Below are 19,384 nucleotides of genomic sequence, written 5' to 3'. Positions count from 1 at the left end.
CGGGGCGAACTCGCTCCGTATGGATGGACGTGAAGCGATACTTCCGTGGGCCGGTCATGTGGATCGTGCTGGCCGTCCTCGCCGTGGTCGTGTTGATGCAGGTCGTCGGCTCGGGTGGCGGCTACAAGACGGTGGACACCTCCAAGGTGATCCAGGCGATCAGTAAGAACCAGGTGGAGCAGGCCAAGCTCACCACCGGTGACGATCACATCATCAAGATCGAGCTGAAGGACGGCCAGAAACTCTCCGGCGAGTCCGGCAGCAAGTTCCAGTCGAGTTACATCGGCAACCAGGGCGTCCAGCTCGCCGACACGCTGCAGAAGAAGTTCGAGAGCGGTGACATCGACAAGGGCTACACGGTCTCGCCGTCGAAGCAGTCCCCGTTCGTCTCGATCCTCTTCTCGCTGCTGCCCTTCGTCCTCATCGTGGTCGTCTTCCTGTTTCTGATGAACCAGATGCAGGGTGGCGGCTCCAAGGTCATGCAGTTCGGCAAGTCCAAGGCCAAGCTGATCACCAAGGACACCCCGAAGACGACGTTCGCCGATGTGGCGGGGTCCGACGAGGCGGTCGAGGAGCTCCACGAGATCAAGGAGTTCCTCCAGGAGCCGGCGAAGTTCCAGGCCGTCGGCGCCAAGATCCCCAAGGGTGTCCTGCTGTACGGGCCTCCCGGTACGGGCAAGACGCTGCTCGCACGCGCCGTCGCGGGCGAGGCGGGCGTCCCGTTCTACTCGATCTCCGGTTCCGACTTCGTCGAGATGTTCGTCGGTGTCGGTGCTTCCCGTGTCCGTGACCTCTTCGAGCAGGCCAAGGCGAACGCCCCGGCGATCGTCTTCGTCGACGAGATCGACGCAGTCGGCCGGCACCGCGGTGCCGGTATGGGCGGTGGCCACGACGAGCGTGAGCAGACGCTGAACCAGCTGCTCGTGGAGATGGACGGCTTCGACGTGAAGGGCGGCGTCATTCTGATCGCCGCCACGAACCGTCCGGACATCCTCGATCCGGCGCTGCTGCGTCCGGGCCGCTTCGACCGGCAGATCGCGGTCGACCGGCCGGACATGCTGGGCCGTCTGGAGATCCTCAAGGTCCACCAGAAGGGCAAGCCGGTCGCACCGGACGTCGATCTCGGCGCCGTCGCCCGTCGTACGCCCGGCTTCACCGGAGCCGATCTGTCGAACGTGCTGAACGAGGCCGCGCTCCTGACGGCGCGCAGCAACCAGAAGCTGATCGACAACAACATGCTCGACGAGGCCATCGACCGCGTCGTGGCGGGTCCGCAGAAGCGGACCCGGATCATGTCCGAGAAGGAGAAGAAGATCACCGCGTACCACGAGGGCGGACACGCCCTGGTCGCGGCGGCCTCACCTCAGGCGGACCCGGTCCACAAGATCACGATCCTCTCCCGCGGCCGCGCCCTCGGTTACACGATGGTGCTCCCGGAGGAGGACAAGTACTCCACGACGCGCAACGAGATGCTCGACCAGCTGGCTTACATGCTGGGCGGGCGCGCGGCCGAGGAGCTGGTCTTCCACGACCCGACGACCGGCGCCGCGAACGACATCGAGAAGGCCACGGCGACGGCCCGTGCGATGGTCACGCAGTACGGCATGACGGAGCGGCTCGGCGCGATCAAGTTCGGTGGCGACAACACCGAGCCGTTCGTGGGCCGCGAGATGGGCCACCAGCGCGACTACTCGGAAGAGGTCGCCGCGCTGGTCGACGAAGAGGTCAAGAAGCTCATCGAGACCGCGCACAACGACGCGTGGGAGATCCTCGTCGAGAACCGCGACGTTCTGGACGCCCTGGTTCTCCAGCTCCTTGAGAAGGAGACCCTCGGCAAGGAGGAGATCGCCGAGATCTTCGCTCCGATCGTCAAGCGTCCGGCACGTCCGGCGTGGACCGGCTCCGCCCGGCGCACGCCGTCCACCCGGCCGCCGGTCCTCTCCCCGAAGGAACTCGCCCTCACCAACGGCGCCACCACGGCGAACGGCTCGGTCGCGGACACGGTTCCGGCGACCGAGGCGATCCCCGAGGACCGTCCGGAGAGCTAGACACCGACCCCGGTGTGGCCCCTGTCACGGGGGCTTCACCGGGCCCGGAATGGATGCCGCGCCCCCCAGGTTTTAGCCTGTGGGGGCGCGGTTTTTCCGTTGGGGCCCATCCGCCGGATCATGGCCGGGGGCGCGCCCTGATCCGACGGACGGGCCCCACACCTGCGCGGATGTCCACGCAGTGACAGCTCTGAGGAACGAGGCACAGATGACCGATCCGGTGACGCTGGACGGCCAGGGTTCGATCGGCGAGTTCGACGAGAAGCGGGCCGAGGCAGCCGTGCGCGAGCTGCTTCTCGCAGTCGGGGAGGACCCGGACCGTGAGGGGCTGCGGGAGACGCCGGGGCGGGTGGCGCGGGCGTACAAGGAGATCCTGGGTGGTCTGAGGCAGGAGCCGGAGGATGTCCTTACGACCACATTCGACCTGGGGCACGATGAGATGGTCCTGGTGAAGGACATCGAGATCGTCAGCCTCTGCGAGCACCACCTGCTCCCGTTCCATGGAGTCGCGCATGTCGGGTACATCCCGGCGGAGAGCGGCAAGATCACGGGGTTGTCCAAGCTTGCGCGTCTGGTCGATGTCTTTGCCCGTCGTCCGCAGGTTCAGGAACGTCTGACCACGCAGGTCGCGGACTCGCTGATGCGCATTCTGGAGGCGCGTGGCGCGATCGTGGTCATTGAGGCGGAACACATGTGCATGTCGGTCCGGGGTATTCGTAAGCCTGGTGCGAAGACGACGACATCCGCGGTGCGTGGCCAGCTGCGCGAGGCTTCCACACGGGCCGAGGCCATGAGTCTGATACTGGCGCGGTAACCGATTGTCAGTGCCGGATCGTAGCCTCCTGAATCACGCACAGAAGTGTGATTCAGGAGGAACGCCGTGGTGGGTGGACTGCCGAGCAGACAGACGGTGAACGCGGTAGGCGGGCGCGTGCGGGCCGGGAGCGTACACGTGGGAACCCGGTTATGGACGCTGGATGGCGACCGTACCGCCCAGACGACTGTCGTCGAGGTGACCGCGGTCAAGGCGCGGGATGCCGTGGACGTGGTGACTGGCCACGCGACCTTCACCGTGTCCCCGGAACAACTACTGGGTACCCCGGATGGCTGGACCCACGCGCGGGATTCGATCGACACGGTCCTGGCCTGGGCTCACGCCAGGAAGCTGTGCAGGGAAAGGCTGACGATCCGGCCCGGCTACGACCTTGGCTACTTCGTCGGTGCCACATGTGCCGACGGGACCGTGAGCGCGAATTATGTCTCGCTCGTGGTGAACGATGAGGCATTCGCCGCGAAGTACGCCCAGAGCCTGCAGGCGTCGACGGGGCTTTGCGCCCGTTTGGAAGCCGTGTCACGGCCCTCTGGCTATCTCGGCCGACAAGTACCTGGGTTCCGGGTGCGAGTTGTTTCGTCGTACCTCGCCGATGCGATGCGGCAGTACACAGGTGGCGATGCGCACCATATGCGGCAGCGCTTTCCGCGCGTGGTTCTCTGGGATCGGGACGTTTTCGAAGGCTTTCTGGACGGATACGCGGACGGTGACGGCTGCCGGAGCAAAACCTGGGCCGGGAGGGTTCTGGTCAGTGCGAACGTCGGATTTCTGACGGAGCTCGCACAGGTGCTCGGAGCAAGATTCACCCCGTGCGCGAAGGGACTGGCATCACATCTCGTCGTGGTCGACAACTGGGCTGCTCGTGGAACTTTCCGGCCCGAGTGCCATGCCGTGCAGCCGACGGAGTCGGCATGGGTCGAGGTCGGCGACGTACGCGAGCGGACAGCGGCGGCCAAGCCGTTCACCTTCTACAGCTACCGGCTTGACCCGTATCCGACCTTCCTCGTCAACGGACACCTGGTGCGCCAGATGTGGTGAGATCGGCGGTTGGAACAGACTGCGGGCCCGGCGCGGCCTACGCCGCAGCGGCGTTCTTGTTGTCGTCCTCGTCGTCCGGGAGCTTGCAGACGCGCTCCAGGAACAGGGCCGCCGCGATCACCCCGATGCCGGCCAGGACCGCGAAGCCCGCGTAGATGGCCTGATCGCGGCGGGCCGGCATGTCCAGGGAGCCGAGCAGGAAGACGCCCGTGCCGCCGTACATCCCGGCGACCAGAGCGACGACGAGGGCGCTGGCCTGGCCGAAGACCACGGCTCGGGCCGCCATGAGGGGCTCGACGCCCTTCGCACCTGGCCGGCGCTCGCGCTGGGCGCGCAGCCGGGAGCGGAGGGAGAGCGCCGTCGCCAGCAGGACCACGGCGATCACGGCAAGCACGACGGGCGCGGCCAGCGGCACGCTGGGCAGGGTGCCGAGGGAGTCCCAGAGGCGGGCGCCGCCCCAGGACAGCACCCCGGCGGCGGCGAAGAGGCCGGCCAGTACTCCGAGCCGTAGTTGCTTCACCGGGTGAGCCGCCCTTCGCCGCCTGTGGATGTACTGGCAGTGGATGTACTGCCGCGGATGCCTCGGCTGTGGATGTGCTGCCGTGGATCTGCTGCCGTGGATGTCCTGCTGTCTCCTCCGAGCCTAACGACTACTCGGGCAGCCGGAGTTCCAGGTCGGCCCGGGGCAGCACGCCGCCGCGGCCCACACCCGCCAGCAGGTCCGCCACCGGGCCGGCTCCGGGCAGCTGGGCCCCGGGATCCACGTCGTGCCACGGGGCGAGCACGAAGGCGCGCTCACGGGCCCTGGGGTGGGGGAGGGTGAGCTCCGGGTCGTCGGAGACGACATCCGCGTACGCGACGATGTCCACGTCGATGGTGCGTGGCCCCCAGCGCTCCTCACGGACCCGGTCGAAGGCCTCCTCGATGGCCTGGCCGCGCTCCAGGAGGGAGGACGGGGGGAGCGTCGTCTTCACGACGACGACCGCGTTGAAGTACGAGGGCTGGGAGCCGGGCTCGACGCCCCACGGCTCCGTCTCGTACACCGGGGAGACCGCCTTGACCCGGAGGCCCGGGGTGTCCTCCAGGGCGTCGATGGCGCCCTGGAGGGTCTCCAGGCGGTTGCCCAGGTTGGAACCCAGGGAGATCACGGCGCGTTTGGGGTTGGAAAGGGTGATGTCCGCGGCGTCCACCTGCTCGACCACGGACGCGGGAACCGGCTGTACGGTCGGGTCGCTCTGGCCCTCGGTGGAAAATGCAGTCATGCTCGGCTCCGGGTGATGGTGACGGTGACGTCGTCGAAGGGGACGGTGATGGGCGCATCCGGCTTGTGGACCACGACCTCCACCTCCTCGACGCCTTCGTGCTGGAGGCACTGCTGGGCGATGCGCTCCGCGAGTGTCTCGATCAGATCGACGGGTTCGCCCTGGACGACCGCGACGACCTCCTCGGCGACCACGCCGTAGTGCACGGTCTTCGTGAGGTCGTCGGCGGCTGCCGCGGGACGGGTGTCGAGGCCGAGCACCAGGTCCACGATGAACGTCTGTCCCTCTTCCCGTTCCCGGGGAAAGACGCCATGGTGCCCACGGGCCTTGAGGCCGCGCAGCGCGACACGATCCACGCGAATCACTCCTGCTGTTGTTGTCGATGGGGTAGGAACCACGTGCGGGAGGCCGCCTGCCCTTTTCCGAATCTACCCGCGAGCGCCGACAGCCCTCCCCCGCGGGGGCTATGGACACGGCGGCACGGGGCTGGTAGCCGCTGATACCCCGATGTGCGCGGGTCCAACCCCGCCGAGCTGCCTTTTGGGCCCGGCGTGGCTTCGCGGTCGTTCAGGAAGGGGTGTCCTCGTCCTCTTCCTCACCGGTTTCGGCCAGTACGGGCGACCCGTGGTGGGACCAGAGCTTCCAGCCTTCCGGAGTGCGGCGGAACACATTGGTCGCGACGACCAGTTGGCCGACGAGCGGCCCCAGGGAGCTGCCCTCCTCGGCGGGTCCGCCGCTGAGGATGTTCTCGGTGCACGTCACCAGAGCGGTGTCGCCCGTCATGGAGATGCCGACATCGGTCAGGAAGAACTGGATGTACTCGGTGTTCGCCATGATCAGGGCGTAACTGCGCAGCACCTCGCCGCGGCCGGTGAGCACCGGCCAGCCGGGGTGGACGCAGGAGACGGTGAGGTCCTCCCCGGGCAGCCAGAGCGCGGTCAGTTCTTCGAGGTCGCCGCGTTCCATGGCCTCGTAGAAGGCGGTGTTGGCCCGTTCGACCGCCTCGATGTCGTCGGCGGCGGAGGTCCGGTCGTCCTGCGGCTCGTTCACGCGGCTCCTTCGACAGCGCGTGCGACCCGGACGGCGTCGGCGGTGGCCCGCACCTCGTGGACCCGGACGGCCCAGGCACCGGCATGGGCGGAGAGGGCGGAGACCGCGGCGGTGGCCGCGTCGCGCTCGCGGGCGGGGGGCGGGGCGGCGCCCTCACCGGCCAGCACATGGCCGAGGAAGCGCTTGCGGGAGGCGGCGACCAGCAGCGGGCGGCCGAGGCCGTGCAGGGCGTCCAGGCCGGCGATGAGCGACAGGTCGTGGCCGGCGTCCTTGGCGAAGCCGAGGCCCGGGTCGATCACTATGCGTTCGGGTGCGACACCTCCCGCGACCACGTCGTCCATCCGGGCACGCAGCTCCGCGACGACCTCGGCGACGACGTCCCCGTACACCGCCCGGCTGTTCATCGACTCGCTGAATCCGCGCCAGTGCATGACGACGAACGGCACGGCCGCGGCGGCGACGACCGGGACCATGTCCGGGTCGGCGAGTCCGCCGCTCACGTCGTTGACCAGGAGCGCTCCCGCGGCGACTGCCTGCTCCGCGACCCGGGCCCGCATGGTGTCGACCGAGACGGTGACCCCTTCCGAGGCGAGGCCGCGGACCACCGGGACCACGCGCCGGAGCTCCTCGGACTCGTCCACCCGGCTCGCGCCGGGGCGGGTCGACTCACCGCCGACATCGATCAGGTCGGCACCCTCGGAGACCAGGTCGAGACCGTGTTTCACGGCCGTCGTGGTGTCGAACCAGCGGCCCCCGTCGGAGAAGGAGTCGGGCGTCACATTGACGACACCCATGACCGCACAGCGGTCCCACTCCGGCAGACCCTGGACCGTGCCTCGTCCGTGCAACGTACTCATACGACCAGCCTAGGGGCTTTCCCGAAGATCATGGCCGGGGCCGTGGCGCCGGGGCGCACGGCACCTCGCGGTGTTGTCGAAACCCCGGACAGCAGCTCCGCCGCCGGGGCGCGCCCGCGCCCTGCGGCGCATCGCCGGGCCGCCGAGCCCTGTCCGGCCCTTGATCGGCCGGACAGCCCCTGGGCCGGGCAGCGTCCGGGCCGGGCAGCCTCTGGGCCGGTCATGAGGCCGGTCACGCCGGGCGGACGCCCTGCTCGCCGGTGGACGCCTGTACGTGCGCACAGGGGCGCGGGCCGCCCGACGGCAGCCGGCGGGCCAGGGGACGGGGGAGCGCGAAGCTCACGAAGCCCTCGGCCTGCATGGCGGCGAGGGAGATCCGGGGCAGATCGCGGGCGGTGCGGTAGACCACGAACCGGGGCTCCCAGCGTGGCCGGAACTTGGCGTTGAACTTGTACAGGGACTCGATCTGGAACCAGCGCGACAGGAAGACCAGCAGCCCGCGCCAGACCCGCAGCACCGGTCCGGCCCCCAGCTTCTCGCCGCGGGCCAGGGCGGAGCGGAACATGGCGAAGTTCAGCGAGACGCGGGTGATGCCCAGTCGGGGCGCGGCCTGCAAGGAGGCGACGATGAGCAGCTCGTTCATCCCCGGGTCCGCGGCGCGGTCGCGGCGCATCAGGTCCAGGGACATCCCGTCGGTGCCCCACGGAACGAAGTGGAGGACGGCCTTCAGATCGCCGTACGGGGAGTCGGCGTCCTGCTCCCCGGCCTGGTGGGCGGTGGCCACGAAGCAGTCCCGGTCGGCGCTGTCGCCGATCCGGCCGAGCGCCATGGAGAAGCCGCGTTCGTTGTCCGTGCCGCGCCAGTCGGCGGCGGCCCGCCGGATGCGGGCCAGCTCGGTCTCGCCGATGTCCGCCACGCGCCGGACCCGCGTCTCGTACCCGTTGCGCTCAATGCGCTTCACCATCTGGCGCACGTTGCGCATCGCGCGTCCGGCGAGCGAGAAATCCGCGACATCCACCACCGCCTCGTCGCCGAGTTCCAGGGCGTCGAGGCCGGTCTCGCGGGTCCAGACCTCGCCGCCGGTCTCGCCGCAGCCCATCACCGCGGGGGTCCAGGAGTGCGCCCTGGCCTCGTCCATGAACCGTTCGATGGCGCCGGGCCAGGCCTCCACGTCCCCGATCGGGTCGCCGCTGGCCAGCATCACCCCGGAGACCACGCGGTAGCAGACGGCGGCCTTGCCGCTGGGCGAGAAGACCACGGCCTTGTCGCGGCGGAGGGCGAAGTGGCCCAGCGAGTCGCGGCCGCCGTGCCGCTCCAGCAGGGCGCGCAGCCGGGCCTCGTCGTCCTCGGTGAGACGGGCGGCCGGGTGCTCGGGACGGAACGCGAGGTAGATCGTGGTGACGGCGGTCAGCAGCCCGAGCGCGCCCAGCGAATAGCCCACGGTCCAGGAGGTGTCACCGGCGTAGTCGACCGGGCCCTCGAAGCCGAACAGCCCGTACAGCACGTGCTGGAGCCGGTCGGCGATGCTGGGGTTACCGACCAGGCGGCCCGGGTGCACGCTGACGATGACCAGGCCGAGGCCGAGCGAACCCGCGCCGAGCAGGACGAAGTTGGCCAGTGCCCTCCAACGGCTGCGTGGGTCGGGGAGTGCGGCGAATTCCCTCCGGTGGCGTATCAGCAGGTAACACAGCGTCAGCGACACGAGGGTGCCGAGGACCGAGTGCCGGTAGACGAACTGGGCCACCGCTCCGGCCGGGAGCAGGACGACGGCGGCCCGCCAGGCCCGTCGCTTGTGCCGCTTCAGGCCGTGGGCCAGGAGCAGCAGCAGGACGCCGGCGCTGAGCGAGAGGGCGGCGGCGAAGGGGCCGAGGGCGCCGGGAAGAACCTCGGCGAGGGAGTGCATCCGGCTGTGCCGGAAGCGCGGGAAGACGCCCGCCGCGACATCGATCAGGCCGACGGCGGTGCAGGCGGTGCCGACGAGTGCCGGCACGGTCTCGGGGCGCGGTCCGCGTGCGAACTTGCGTACGCCTTTCGGAACCGATCCCGATTTATCCCCATCTTGCGTGACAGACATCGCTTCCCGTGGTTCCGCGAGAGATTCTTGTAGTCCGCCGGCCGGAGCCCCTGCGGACGATGTGCGACCTCTAGGACGAGGCATCCCGGCCATGGGTTCATCCATGACCCGGAAATTTCCTGACAAGAAAGTCAACCGCCATGGGCCTTACCGGTAACGCAGTCCTGATCCTGGCGATCGTGCTTGCCGTCGCGCTGTTCGCCGTCACGATCTGGCTCTGGCCGAGGCTCGCCCGGCGCAGCGTCGCCGCGGTGTTCGGCAGGGTGGGGCTGCTGCTGGCCACGCAGGTGGCGGTCTTCGCCTCCGTCGGCCTGATGGCCAACAACTCGTTCCTCTTCTACGGCTCCTGGGCCGACCTGTTCGGTCAGAAGCAGGAGCTGGGGGTGGTGACCGACCACGCCCGGGGGACCCTGGCGGCGAGGAACATCGTCCGGGTGGGGACGCAGCAGCCCGATGTGCCGGGTGGCTCACGGCCCGCACTGGCCGGCCGGATCGACAAGGTGGTGATAGCGGGGCGGCACTCGGGGATCGAGACCTCGGCGTACGTGTACCTGCCGCCGGAGTACTTCCAGGAGGCGTACGCCCGGCGGAAGTTCCCCGCGGTCGTGGTGCTCACCGGATACCCGGGCACCTCCGAGAACCTCATCAAGGGGCTCGCGTACCCCAAGACATCGCTCGAACGGGTGCGGGCGGGCCGCTCGCAGCCGATGGTCCTGGTGATGCTGCGTCCGACCCTGGCGCCGCCGAGGGACACCGAGTGCGTGGACATAAAGGGCGGTCCGAAGACCGAGACGTTCTTCGCGGACGATCTGCCGTCCGCGGTCTCGGCCGGCTACCGGGTCGGACGGAACGCCCGCAACTGGGGCATCATCGGCAATTCGACCGGTGGCTACTGCGCCCTGAAGATCGGGCTGCACCATCCGGCGCGCTTCGCCGCGAGCGCGGGACTCTCCGCGTACTACAAGGCGGCCGAGGACCCGACGACCGGTGACCTCTTCCATGGCGACCGGGGGGCGCGCGAGCGTGCCGACCTGCTGTGGTCCCTGGACCACCTGCCGCAGCCCGACTCCTCCTTCCTGGTGACGACGTCCCGCACGGGCGAGTCGAACTACGCGGCCACCCAAGCGTTCGTGGCCAAGGTGAAGCGGCCCGCCCGTGTCTCGTCGATCGTGCTCGACAGCGGCGGGCACAACTTCAACACCTGGCGCCGGGAGATCCCCGCGACCCTGGACTGGATGAGCAGCCGGCTCAGCGAGAACTGACCGGACGCGGCCGGGGAGTGCGTGGCCGGATGGGCGAGGGCCGACCGGACGCGGGGTTGCGGGAGTGGCCGGATCGGCGAGGGCTGATCCGGACGCGCCCAAGGGAGTGGCCGGATCAGCCCTCCGTGCTCTCCGCCGTACCCGTCACACCTGCCGTGCCTGCTGTGCCCGCCACGCCTGCTGTGCCCGCCACGCCCGCCACGCTCTCCACCGCCACCTCGGCGCGGGGTACGTCGCGGCCGTCCGCGTTGATGGACCGGCGCAGCGCCTCGTGGAGGCGGGCCGGGGTGAGCACGCCCAGGAACCGGCCCTCGCTCTGCTCGTCGATGACCGCGATCCACCCGGCGTCGTGCTGGAGCATGGTGGCGAAGGCCTGCTTGAGCGGTGCGCCTACGGGCAGCCGGGCCTCCATTCGGCGGGCGTGTTCGCGGACCGTGCCCGTGGCCCCGGTGGGTGCGTCACCGGCCGGGATCCAGCCGTGCAGCCGGCCGTCGCCGTCCAGCACCACGGCCCAGCGTGCCCCGTCGGCGCGCAGCCGTTCGGTGGCGGTGGCCAGCGGGTCGTCGAGGTGGACGACCGGCGGACGTTCGAGGTCGCTCTCCTCGACGGGGGTGACCGAGAGCCGCTTGAGCCCGCGGTCGGCGCCGACGAAGTCGGCGACGTAGTCGGTGGCGGGGGCGCCGAGCACGGTGGCCGGTGAGTCGAACTGCTCGATCGATCCCTGTCCGTAGACGGCGATACGGTCGCCGAGCCGGACGGCCTCCTCGATGTCGTGCGTGACGAACAGCACGGTCTTGCGTACCTGGGCCTGAAGCCGCAGGAATTCGTTCTGCAGCCGTTCCCTGACCACCGGGTCGACCGCGCCGAAAGGCTCGTCCATCAGCAGAACCGGCGGGTCCGCCGCCAATGCGCGTGCCACACCGACGCGTTGGCGCTGACCACCGGACAGCTGTTCCGGATAGCGGTCACCATAAACGGAGGGATCGAGTCCGACCAGGTCGAGGAGTTCCGCGGCGCGGGCTCGGCCCTTTCCGCGTTTCCAGCCGAGGAGATGGGGGACGGTCGCGGTGTTCTCCAGCACTGTCCGGTGCGGGAAAAGTCCCACCTGCTGGATCACATAGCCGATGCGGCGCCGCAGTTGGACGGGATCAATGGCGGATATGTCGTCCCCGTCGAGGAATATCCGGCCCTCGGACGGTTCGATCAGCCGGTTCACCATCTTCATGGTGGTCGTCTTGCCGCACCCCGAAGGCCCGACGAGCGTGACCAGTTCACCTTCGGCGACCTCGAAGGAAAGGTCGTCGACGGCGGTGGTGCCGTCCGCATACCGCTTGGTGACGTGCTCGAAACGGATCATGGTTCCCCATTGTCGCGCGTGTTCTGTGAAGGACGTGTTGCTGGAATACAACGGCCTCGGCGATTGTCAGTGGTCGAGGATAGGCTCGCCGGACATCAGTACGAGAGGCGATCGGGAGGTGGGGGGCGGATGGCCGGACAGAACTGCCTGGTGACGAACGACTGGATCTGCGGGGAGTATCTCCGTTCCCGTAGCCAGGAGTTGACCGATGCGACGGTCCAGCACATCTGGATCACCGCGGTATCGGTCGTGATCGGGATCGCCGTGGCCTTTCCGCTGGCACTGCTCGCCCGTCGCGGCCGGCACTTCGCCGGACCGGTTCTCGGGCTGACGACGGTGCTCTACACGGTGCCGTCGCTCGCCATGTTCTCGCTGCTGCTGCCCCTGTTCGGGCTCTCGGCGGCCCTCGTCGTCACCGGACTCGTGCTGTATTCGCTGACCATTCTCGTGCGGAACATCCTGGCGGGCCTGGAGGCGGTGCCGCAGGAGGCGAAGGAAGCCGCCAGGGGGATGGGGTACGGGCCGGTGAGGCTCCTCTGGGAGGTGGAACTCCCCCTTGCGATGCCCGCGTTGATGGCCGGGATACGGATCGCCACGGTGTCCACGATCGCGCTGACCACGGTCGGATCGATCGTCGGCCGAGGCGGCCTGGGCAATCTCATCGAGGACGCCCTGCCGAGCTTCTTCAAGGCGCAGGTGCTGGCGGCCTCGGTGCTCTGTGTGCTGCTCGCGGTGGTCGCGGATCTGCTGCTGCTCGGTGTGCAGCGGCTGCTGACCCCGTGGACCCGGATATCGGCTGCCCGCGATGGCATCAGCGACGGTGCCGACGATGTGATCCGCGACGGCGCCGTCGCGGCCGGCCCGGTGAAGGCGGTCTGAGCCCATGGGAGTTCTCGGCGAGGCATGGACATGGCTCACCACCGGTGCCAACTGGTCGGGGGAGAGCGGGGTGGCCCACCGGCTCGGTGAGCACCTGTACGTCAGCGGGGTGGCGCTCGCCCTGTCGTGCGCGATCGCACTGCCCATCGCCCTGTATCTGGGTCACCTCGGGAAGGGGGGTGCGCTGGCCGTCAACATCTCCAACGTCGGGCGCGCCGTCCCGGTCTTCGCGGTGCTGGCGCTCTTCATGGTCTCGCCCCTGCGCAACGCGGGATACATACCGACGATCATCGCCCTGGTGCTGTTCGCCGTACCGCCGCTGCTGACCAACGCCTACGTCGGGATGACGGAGGTGGACCGGTCGGTGGCGGAGGCCGCGCGGGGGATGGGCATGTCGGGCGGCCAGCTCTTCCTCCGTGTCGAACTCCCGCTGGCCTACCCCATGGTCATGACCGGGCTGCGTTCGGCCGCGGTGCAGGTCGTGGCCACGGCGACGATCGCCGCGATGGTCGGCCAGGGGGGCCTCGGCCGGATCATCACCGCCGGCTTCAACACGTACAACACCCCGCAGGTGGTCGCGGGCGCCCTGCTGGTCGCCGTGCTCGCCCTGCTGGTGGAGGCGGCGCTGGTCGGCATCGACCGGCTGCTGTCACCGCTGCGCCGCCGCCGGACGGCATGAGGGTCCGGCCGGCTCGAACCACCGATCACGCCAGTCACCTAAGGCCTCGTTGCCGTGGACGGAGAACATCATGAGCAGGACCTCGCGCATCACAGGCGCGGTCGTCGGCATCGTCGCGCTCGCGGGCTCGCTCGCCGCCTGCGGTGGCGACAGCCTGGAGAAGGACAAGGGCGGATCCGCCGCGTCCGCCGGGGACAACGGCTCGGAGAAGAAGGGCTCCCTGGTCGTCGGCGCCGCCGCCTTCACCGAGTCGAAGGTGCTCGCGGAGCTGTACGCCGGTGTGCTGTCCGACGCCGGATACAGCACGTCGATCACGACCGTGAAGAACCGCGAACTCTACGAACCCTCCCTGGAGAAGGGCGAGATCGACGTCGTCCCGGAATATGCCGCGACGATCGCGGAATTCCTCAACGCCAAGGTGAACGGGGCGAAGGCGGCCGAGTCCGATCCCGTCGCCTCGGGTGACACCGCGGCCACGGTCGCCGCTCTGGAGAAGCTCGCCACTCCGCGCGGGCTGAAGGTGCTGCCGGCCGGCAAGGCCGTCGACCAGAACGCCTTCGCGGTCACCAGGGAATTCGCCGAGAAGAACAAGCTCAAGAGTCTTTCGGATCTCGGCGCCTCCAAGATCAAGGTGAAGATCGCGGCGGGTGACGAGTGCGAGGTGCGGCCGTTCTGCGCGCCGGGGCTGAAGAAGACGTACGGCATCGACGTCACCGGCATCGACCCCAAGGGAGTCGGCACCCCGCAGTCCAAGCAGGCCGTGAAGGACGGCAAGGACCAGCTGGTCCTCACCACCACCACGGACGCGGTGCTGGACACCTTCGGCCTGGTCTTCCTGGAGGACGACAAGAAGCTCCAGAACGCGGACAACGTGCTGCCCGTCGTCAATGCGCGGGACGCCGGTTCCCAGGACATAGCCGACGCCCTCGGCAAGCTCACCGACGCGCTCACCACTGAGGATCTTGCGGAGCTGAACCGCAAGGTCGACGCCGAGCGCGCCAAGCCCGCGGATGTGGCCAGGGAATACCTGGAGACGAAAGGTCTGATCAAGAAGTAGTGAACGCCGGGCAACGCCCCGCACGGTTCCGAAAGGGCCCTGCGGGGCGAGCCCGGCAGGGCCCCGGAAGACGTACGGAAACTCCTTCCGGCAGGAGTGGAGTGAGTGATTCAGGGGTCTTCAGGTAACTGGCCGGGAACAGATTGCCGGGCGGCCCCCCAAGAGGCCCGCACGCACGGTAAATTTCGGGCCATGTCACGTGGACGCCATCGCCATTCGCCACCGCTGCACAGAATCCTTCCGCCTGCGGCCGTCGCCGGAGCCGCTGTCCTCTGTGCCGCGGGAGCCTGGCTGCCCGCCGATCCGCTGGTTCTTCGCGGACTGGTCGCCGCCGTGGCGGCAGCCGCCGTCACCGGCGCGTATCTGATGCGCGGCTGGGACCGGGAGGCGGGTCTTCGCGTCGCGGAGCTGACACGCGCCCGCGCCAGTGACGAATGGCGTGCCGAGGAACGCGCGGCGGAACTGGAAGCCGATCTGGAGGAGTCGCGCGAGCTGCGTGCCCGTCTGGAGGCGAAGCTGCGCCGCAAGCGGGTGGAGCTCGCCGGACTGCGGGGCGAGCACGCCGCGCTGCTGCGGCGGTACGCCAACGCCGAGACCGAGCGCGCCAGTGTGCTGGAGAGCCGCCGGCAGCTCGCGCTGGAGGCGGCCGCGCCGCCCCGCGAACTGCCCGCCGCGCGCAGCACCCCGACGCCGTCCGGGTATCTGCGCGCTGCCCAGGCCCTCGCCGACCTCACGCGCAACGGGGCACTCCAGGAGGCGCGGCGCACCGCCGAGCAGGCCAGGAAGCGCGATCTCGCCGAGCGGGCCGCGGAAGCGGAGGAGCCGAGGGGCAGGCACGCGGCGGCCCCGGGCCCGCAGCCGGGTGCCGGGCAGACGGGCGCAGGGTATGCGGGTACGGATCAGTACCGCCGTCCCCAGGCCGCCCTGCCCGCGACCCGGCCGTCCCCGGCGCTGCCCGCACCGCGCGCGGTGCCGGCAGCTGGTGCGGTCGTTCCGTACGCGGCGTCCCGCCGTCACCTGGTGCCGCAGGGAAGCTTCGACTTCTTCGGTACGCAGAAGGCGCATGCGGCGATCGAGTCCGTGCAGAACGAGGACCTCGCCGACGTGGTGGGCGAGGAGGCGCTGGCCGCGCACCGTACGGGCACGGCCGGGAACCGGGCCGTCGGCAAGGTCATCGACCTGACCGCGCACGACGAGACCGAGCAGCTGGACGTGGCGGAGCTGCGCAGCGCGATCTCGTAGAGCGCCACGCCACACGACGTGGGCCCGCGGAACAGGGCGGGGTGGAGCCGGGCCGGGCCCGGCGGCAGAACACCGGCTACTTGTCGATGTCGCCGACGACGAAGAACAGCGAGCCGAGAATCGCCACCATGTCGGCGACGAGCGTGCCCGGCAGCAGTTCGGTGAGCGCCTGGATGTTGTTGAACGAGGCGGAGCGGAGCTTCAGCCGGTACGGAGTCTTCTCGCCCTTGGACACCAGGTAGTAGCCGTTGACGCCGAGCGGGTTCTCGGTCCAGGCGTAGGTGTGGCCCTCGGGGGCCTTGAGGACCTTGGGCAGTCGCTGGTTGACCGGTCCCGGGGCCAGTTCGACCATCCGGTCCAGGCAGGCGTCCGCCAGGTCCAGGGCGTTGTGGGTCTGCTCCAGCAGGCATTCGAACCGGGCCAGGCAGTCTCCGTCGGTCCGGGTGACGACCTTCAGGGTGTCCTGGAGCTCCCCGTACGCGAGATACGGCTCGTCGCGCCGCAGGTCGAAGTCGACGCCCGAGGCGCGGGCGATCGGCCCGGACACCCCGTAGGCGTGGACGGCCTCGGCCGACAGGACGCCCACCCCGCGCGTACGGCCCCGGAAGATCTCGTTGCCGAGCACCAGCTTGTCGTAGACGTCCATCCGGGAGCGGACCGAGGCGACAGCGTCCCGGGCACGGCCGAGCCACCCCGCCGGAAGGTCCTCCTTGAGGCCGCCGACCCGGTTGAACATGTAGTGCATCCGGCCGCCGGAGACCTCCTCCATCACGGCCTGGAGGTCCTCGCGCTCCCGGAACGCGTAGAACACCGGTGTGATCCCACCGAGTTCCAGCGGGTACGAACCGAGGAACATCAGGTGGTTGAGCACCCGGTTCAGCTCGGCGAGCAGGGTACGGGTCCATACCGCGCGCTCCGGCACCTCCATGCCGAGCATCCGCTCGACGGCCATCACGACGCCCAGTTCGTTGGAGAACGCCGACAGCCAGTCGTGGCGGTTGGCGAGCATCACGATCTGCCGGTAGTCGCGGGCCTCGAAGAGCTTCTCCGCGCCGCGGTGCATATAGCCGATGACCGGTTCCGCGTGCTGGACGCGTTCACCGTCGAGGACGATGCGCAGACGGAGCACGCCGTGGGTGGAAGGGTGCTGGGGGCCGATGTTGAGCACCATGTCGGTGCTCTCCGCCGCGCCGCCGATGCCGACTGTCGTCTCCGTCATGGGGGACAGTATCGCCTGCGGGCCCCGGTCCGGGGGCGCTGCCCCCGGACCCGGCTCCTCAGCCGCCGGAAGGGCCGGGGGAGCCGGAAGAGCCGCAAGGGCGGGGAGAGTCGGAAGGGCTGTGAGGGCGGGGAGTGCCCACCCGATGCATCAGCCAGCCGAAGTCGCCCAGACCGCCCCGGGCCGTGAGCTCGGCCGCCTGCCCCGCCGATGCCAGGGCGCGCACGTAGCCGGCCGGGTCGTCCGACGCCAGGGACAGCGGCGGGCGTTCACCGCTGACGCCCAGCTGCCGCAGCGCCTCGCGCTGGCTGCGGATCTCCGCGCCCGGCCCGCCCGCCGCCGCGCACGCGTCCAGCGCCACGTGCGAGGTGAGGTCGCAGCTGCCGTCCGGCACCGGGCGCACCTCCCGCCCCGCCCGGAAGCCGGTCAGCGTGCCGAACCGTGGCCGCTCCTCGCGTACATGCATGTAGTCGACCGCGACCGCGAGGCCGGCGGTCAGCGTGGAGACCGCGTCCGCCCACGCCTCGTCGCGCGGGCGGCCGATCTCGGCCCGGCTGCCCGGCCCCGCCGACGGCCACCAGCGGCGCAGCCAGCGCGCGTCGGCCCCGCTCACGGGTTCGCCCGGCCGCTCCGCGCCGTCCGCCGTCCGCACCAGGACGTACCGTTCGACGCCGTCCGCGTCCGTCTCGGCGACCGGGACCGGGACATTGTCCAGCCACTCGTTGGCGAACAGCAGCCCGCGCACCCCCTTCGGCGGCTCCGCGCACCAGCGCACCCGCGGGTCCAGGCCGGGCGGGCGGGCGGCGAGTTCCACGGCGTACGCCCGTACCGTGAGGCCGTCCCCGCCCTCCGCCGGCAGCGCGGCGAGCACCCCCGTCAACAGCTCTCCGCGCCCCGCCCCCAGATCCACCAGGTCCACATCCGGGGTCCCCAGTTCCGCGGCCGTCCCGACCAGCAGCCGGGCGACGGCCGAGGCGAACAGCGGGGAGGCGTGCACCGAAGTACGGAAATGCCCCGCGGGCCCTTCGGGGCGCCGGTAAAACCCCTCGTCCCCGTACAAAGCGGACTCGGCCGCCTCCTGCCACCCACGCCACTCATCCATCACGTTCCCAAGTCTCCACCTTGGGGAGTACGGTCTCCGGACCCGGATCGGCCCTTCGGCTGACCCGGGCACCCATTGGCTTTCCCTACGCTGGGTTACGTGCAGCGCCTCTACGACTTCATCCGCAGACACCCGACGGGCGTCGACTGCTTCTGGGCCGTCTTCCTCCTCGGGATCTCCGGCATGACGATCGTGGTCGGCGGGGCCGGGGTCGGGGACGGCGACCGGGCGCAGCGGGTGGCCGTGGTGCCGATCGTCATCGGCCTCTGCGTCGTCGTCGCGCTGCGTCGGCGCGCGCCCGAGAAGATGCTGCTGCTCGCCATCGGGATGGGCGTGGTCCAGCTGGTGATGGGGGTCGGTCCCACCCTCGCGAACTTCGCCATGCTGGTGATCACCTTCACCGTGGCCACCGTCGGGGAACGCTGGGCGTCCCGGCTCGCCCTGGTGTGCAGCCTGTGCGCGGCCGGTCTCTCCCAGATCCGCTGGCCGGAGCGGGACGGGGTGCCGCGCGGCTGGGTGGAGTCGGTGTTCCTCGTGGTCGTGATGACGGTGCCGTTCGTCCTGGCCTGGGTGCTCGGCGACTCGATGCGGACCCGGCGGGCCTACTTCGACCAGCTGGAGGAGCGCGCCGCGCGGCTGGAGCGGGAGCGCGAGGCGCAGTCGAAGGTCGCGGTGGCGGCCGAGCGGGCCCGTATCGCCCGCGAACTCCACGACGTCGTCGCGCACAACGTCTCCGTGATGGTGGTGCAGGCGGACGGTGCCGCCTATGTGATGGAAGCGGCCCCCGACCAGGCCCGGCAGGCGCTGGAGACGATCTCCAGCACCGGCCGGCAGGCGCTCGCGGAGATGCGGCGACTGCTGGGCGTCCTGCGCACGGGGGACGGCCCGGAGACGGGGGAGTACGTCCCGCAGCCCGACGTCGAGCAGATCGAGGACCTGATCGCTCAGGTCAGGGCGGCCGGACTGGCCGTCGACTTCAGGATCGAGGGCACCCCGCGCTCGCTGCCCAGCGGTGTCGAGCTGACGGCGTACCGCATCGTGCAGGAAGCCCTGACGAACACCCGCAAGCACGGCGGTCCGGACGCCGGGGCCAGCGTGCGGCTGGTCTACTTCGACGACGGCCTCGGCCTGCTGGTGGAGGACGACGGCCGGGGTGCGGCACACGAGCTGTACGAGGACGGCGGCGCCGACGGCGCGGGCCACGGCATGATCGGCATGCGCGAACGGGTCGGCATGGTGGGCGGCACGCTCGACGCCGGGCCGCGTCCCGGGGGCGGATTCCGGATCAGCGCGCTGCTGCCGCTCAAGGCCGCGAACTAGCCCGTGCGGTGCGTCGCGCACGGCACCAGGGCATCGCGCCGCGCACGACCCCGGGCATTGCGTGACGCACCGCACGGCCCCGGGCGGTGCGCGACGCCGAAACCGA

Annotated in this window: 18 protein-coding genes; 9 read left to right on the top strand and 9 right to left on the bottom strand. The window is 70.1% G+C overall.

Features of this window, described 5'->3' with window-relative positions; translation table 11 throughout:
- Nucleotides 1–23 precede the first annotated feature (23 nt).
- The 3 genes from ftsH (at nucleotide 24) to ACZ4LX_RS27505 (ending at nucleotide 3,918) form a co-directional block, all read left to right on the top strand.
- On the top strand, nucleotides 24–2,048 hold the full coding sequence (gene ftsH, locus ACZ4LX_RS27515) for an ATP-dependent zinc metalloprotease FtsH (RefSeq protein WP_467649493.1): 2,025 nt from the start codon (nucleotides 24–26) through the stop codon (nucleotides 2,046–2,048).
- 208 nt (nucleotides 2,049–2,256) lie between these two features.
- Nucleotides 2,257–2,862 (top strand): GTP cyclohydrolase I FolE, encoded by a 606-nt coding sequence (gene folE, locus ACZ4LX_RS27510; RefSeq protein ID WP_467649494.1) that lies wholly within the window; start codon nucleotides 2,257–2,259, stop codon nucleotides 2,860–2,862.
- Between the two features lie 198 nt (nucleotides 2,863–3,060).
- Entirely contained in the window at nucleotides 3,061–3,918 is an 858-nt protein-coding gene (locus ACZ4LX_RS27505; protein ID WP_467649495.1) for a hypothetical protein, read from the top strand.
- Nucleotides 3,919–3,955: 37 nt separating this feature from the next.
- On the opposite strand, the gene ACZ4LX_RS27500 is transcribed toward ACZ4LX_RS27505, so the two are convergent.
- The 6 genes from ACZ4LX_RS27500 to ACZ4LX_RS27475 all read right to left on the bottom strand — a co-directional run bounded on the left by ACZ4LX_RS27500 (nucleotide 3,956) and on the right by ACZ4LX_RS27475 (nucleotide 9,161).
- Nucleotides 3,956–4,438, bottom strand: a complete 483-nt coding sequence (locus ACZ4LX_RS27500; protein WP_467649496.1) for a DUF3180 domain-containing protein — start codon at nucleotides 4,436–4,438, stop codon at nucleotides 3,956–3,958.
- Nucleotides 4,439–4,568: 130 nt separating this feature from the next.
- Nucleotides 4,569–5,180: a 2-amino-4-hydroxy-6-hydroxymethyldihydropteridine diphosphokinase gene (gene folK / locus ACZ4LX_RS27495; protein ID WP_467649497.1), complete on the bottom strand. Its 612-nt coding sequence runs from the start codon at nucleotides 5,178–5,180 to the stop codon at nucleotides 4,569–4,571.
- Nucleotides 5,177–5,536: a dihydroneopterin aldolase gene (gene folB / locus ACZ4LX_RS27490; RefSeq protein ID WP_467649498.1), complete on the bottom strand. Its 360-nt coding sequence runs from the start codon at nucleotides 5,534–5,536 to the stop codon at nucleotides 5,177–5,179. The genes folK and folB overlap by 4 nt, the downstream gene beginning before the upstream one ends.
- 211 nt (nucleotides 5,537–5,747) lie before the next feature.
- Nucleotides 5,748–6,230: a nuclear transport factor 2 family protein gene (locus tag ACZ4LX_RS27485; RefSeq protein WP_467649499.1), complete on the bottom strand. Its 483-nt coding sequence runs from the start codon at nucleotides 6,228–6,230 to the stop codon at nucleotides 5,748–5,750.
- Nucleotides 6,227–7,087, bottom strand: a complete 861-nt coding sequence (gene folP, locus ACZ4LX_RS27480) for a dihydropteroate synthase (RefSeq protein ID WP_467649500.1) — start codon at nucleotides 7,085–7,087, stop codon at nucleotides 6,227–6,229. Before folP ends, ACZ4LX_RS27485 begins: the two co-directional genes overlap by 4 nt.
- A gap of 232 nt (nucleotides 7,088–7,319) precedes the next feature.
- Complete coding sequence (locus tag ACZ4LX_RS27475; protein ID WP_467649501.1) at nucleotides 7,320–9,161, bottom strand: phosphatidylglycerol lysyltransferase domain-containing protein; 1,842 nt, start codon at nucleotides 9,159–9,161, stop codon at nucleotides 7,320–7,322.
- A gap of 140 nt (nucleotides 9,162–9,301) precedes the next feature.
- On the opposite strand from ACZ4LX_RS27475, the gene ACZ4LX_RS27470 reads away from it, so the two are divergent.
- A complete protein-coding gene (locus ACZ4LX_RS27470; RefSeq protein ID WP_467649502.1) occupies nucleotides 9,302–10,423 on the top strand; it encodes an alpha/beta hydrolase in 1,122 nt (373 codons plus the stop codon).
- Between the two features lie 115 nt (nucleotides 10,424–10,538).
- On the opposite strand, the gene ACZ4LX_RS27465 is transcribed toward ACZ4LX_RS27470, so the two are convergent.
- Nucleotides 10,539–11,780 (bottom strand): ABC transporter ATP-binding protein, encoded by a 1,242-nt coding sequence (locus ACZ4LX_RS27465; protein WP_467649503.1) that lies wholly within the window; start codon nucleotides 11,778–11,780, stop codon nucleotides 10,539–10,541.
- 129 nt (nucleotides 11,781–11,909) lie between these two features.
- On the opposite strand from ACZ4LX_RS27465, the gene ACZ4LX_RS27460 reads away from it, so the two are divergent.
- The 4 genes from ACZ4LX_RS27460 (at nucleotide 11,910) to ACZ4LX_RS27445 (ending at nucleotide 15,637) form a co-directional block, all read left to right on the top strand.
- Nucleotides 11,910–12,659: an ABC transporter permease gene (locus ACZ4LX_RS27460; RefSeq protein WP_467649504.1), complete on the top strand. Its 750-nt coding sequence runs from the start codon at nucleotides 11,910–11,912 to the stop codon at nucleotides 12,657–12,659.
- Between the two features lie 4 nt (nucleotides 12,660–12,663).
- On the top strand, nucleotides 12,664–13,338 hold the full coding sequence (locus ACZ4LX_RS27455; RefSeq protein ID WP_467649505.1) for an ABC transporter permease: 675 nt from the start codon (nucleotides 12,664–12,666) through the stop codon (nucleotides 13,336–13,338).
- A gap of 70 nt (nucleotides 13,339–13,408) precedes the next feature.
- On the top strand, nucleotides 13,409–14,395 hold the full coding sequence (locus ACZ4LX_RS27450; protein ID WP_467649506.1) for an ABC transporter substrate-binding protein: 987 nt from the start codon (nucleotides 13,409–13,411) through the stop codon (nucleotides 14,393–14,395).
- A gap of 192 nt (nucleotides 14,396–14,587) precedes the next feature.
- Entirely contained in the window at nucleotides 14,588–15,637 is a 1,050-nt protein-coding gene (locus ACZ4LX_RS27445; RefSeq protein ID WP_467649507.1) for a hypothetical protein, read from the top strand.
- 76 nt (nucleotides 15,638–15,713) lie between these two features.
- Here ACZ4LX_RS27445 and ACZ4LX_RS27440 read toward each other — a convergent pair whose 3' ends face one another.
- Entirely contained in the window at nucleotides 15,714–16,856 is a 1,143-nt protein-coding gene (locus ACZ4LX_RS27440) for an NADH-quinone oxidoreductase subunit D (protein ID WP_467649508.1), read from the bottom strand.
- A gap of 58 nt (nucleotides 16,857–16,914) precedes the next feature.
- Entirely contained in the window at nucleotides 16,915–17,961 is a 1,047-nt protein-coding gene (locus tag ACZ4LX_RS27435) for an SAM-dependent methyltransferase (RefSeq protein WP_467649509.1), read from the bottom strand.
- A gap of 96 nt (nucleotides 17,962–18,057) precedes the next feature.
- On the opposite strand from ACZ4LX_RS27435, the gene ACZ4LX_RS27430 reads away from it, so the two are divergent.
- Nucleotides 18,058–19,278 (top strand): sensor histidine kinase, encoded by a 1,221-nt coding sequence (locus tag ACZ4LX_RS27430; protein ID WP_467649510.1) that lies wholly within the window; start codon nucleotides 18,058–18,060, stop codon nucleotides 19,276–19,278.
- Nucleotides 19,279–19,384: the final 106 nt, after the last annotated feature.

The sequence above is a fragment of the Streptomyces sp. NPDC026062 genome (assembly GCF_055568375.1).
Note: the sequence above shows the minus strand (reverse complement) of the source record. Positions and strands in the feature narration are given on the sequence as shown.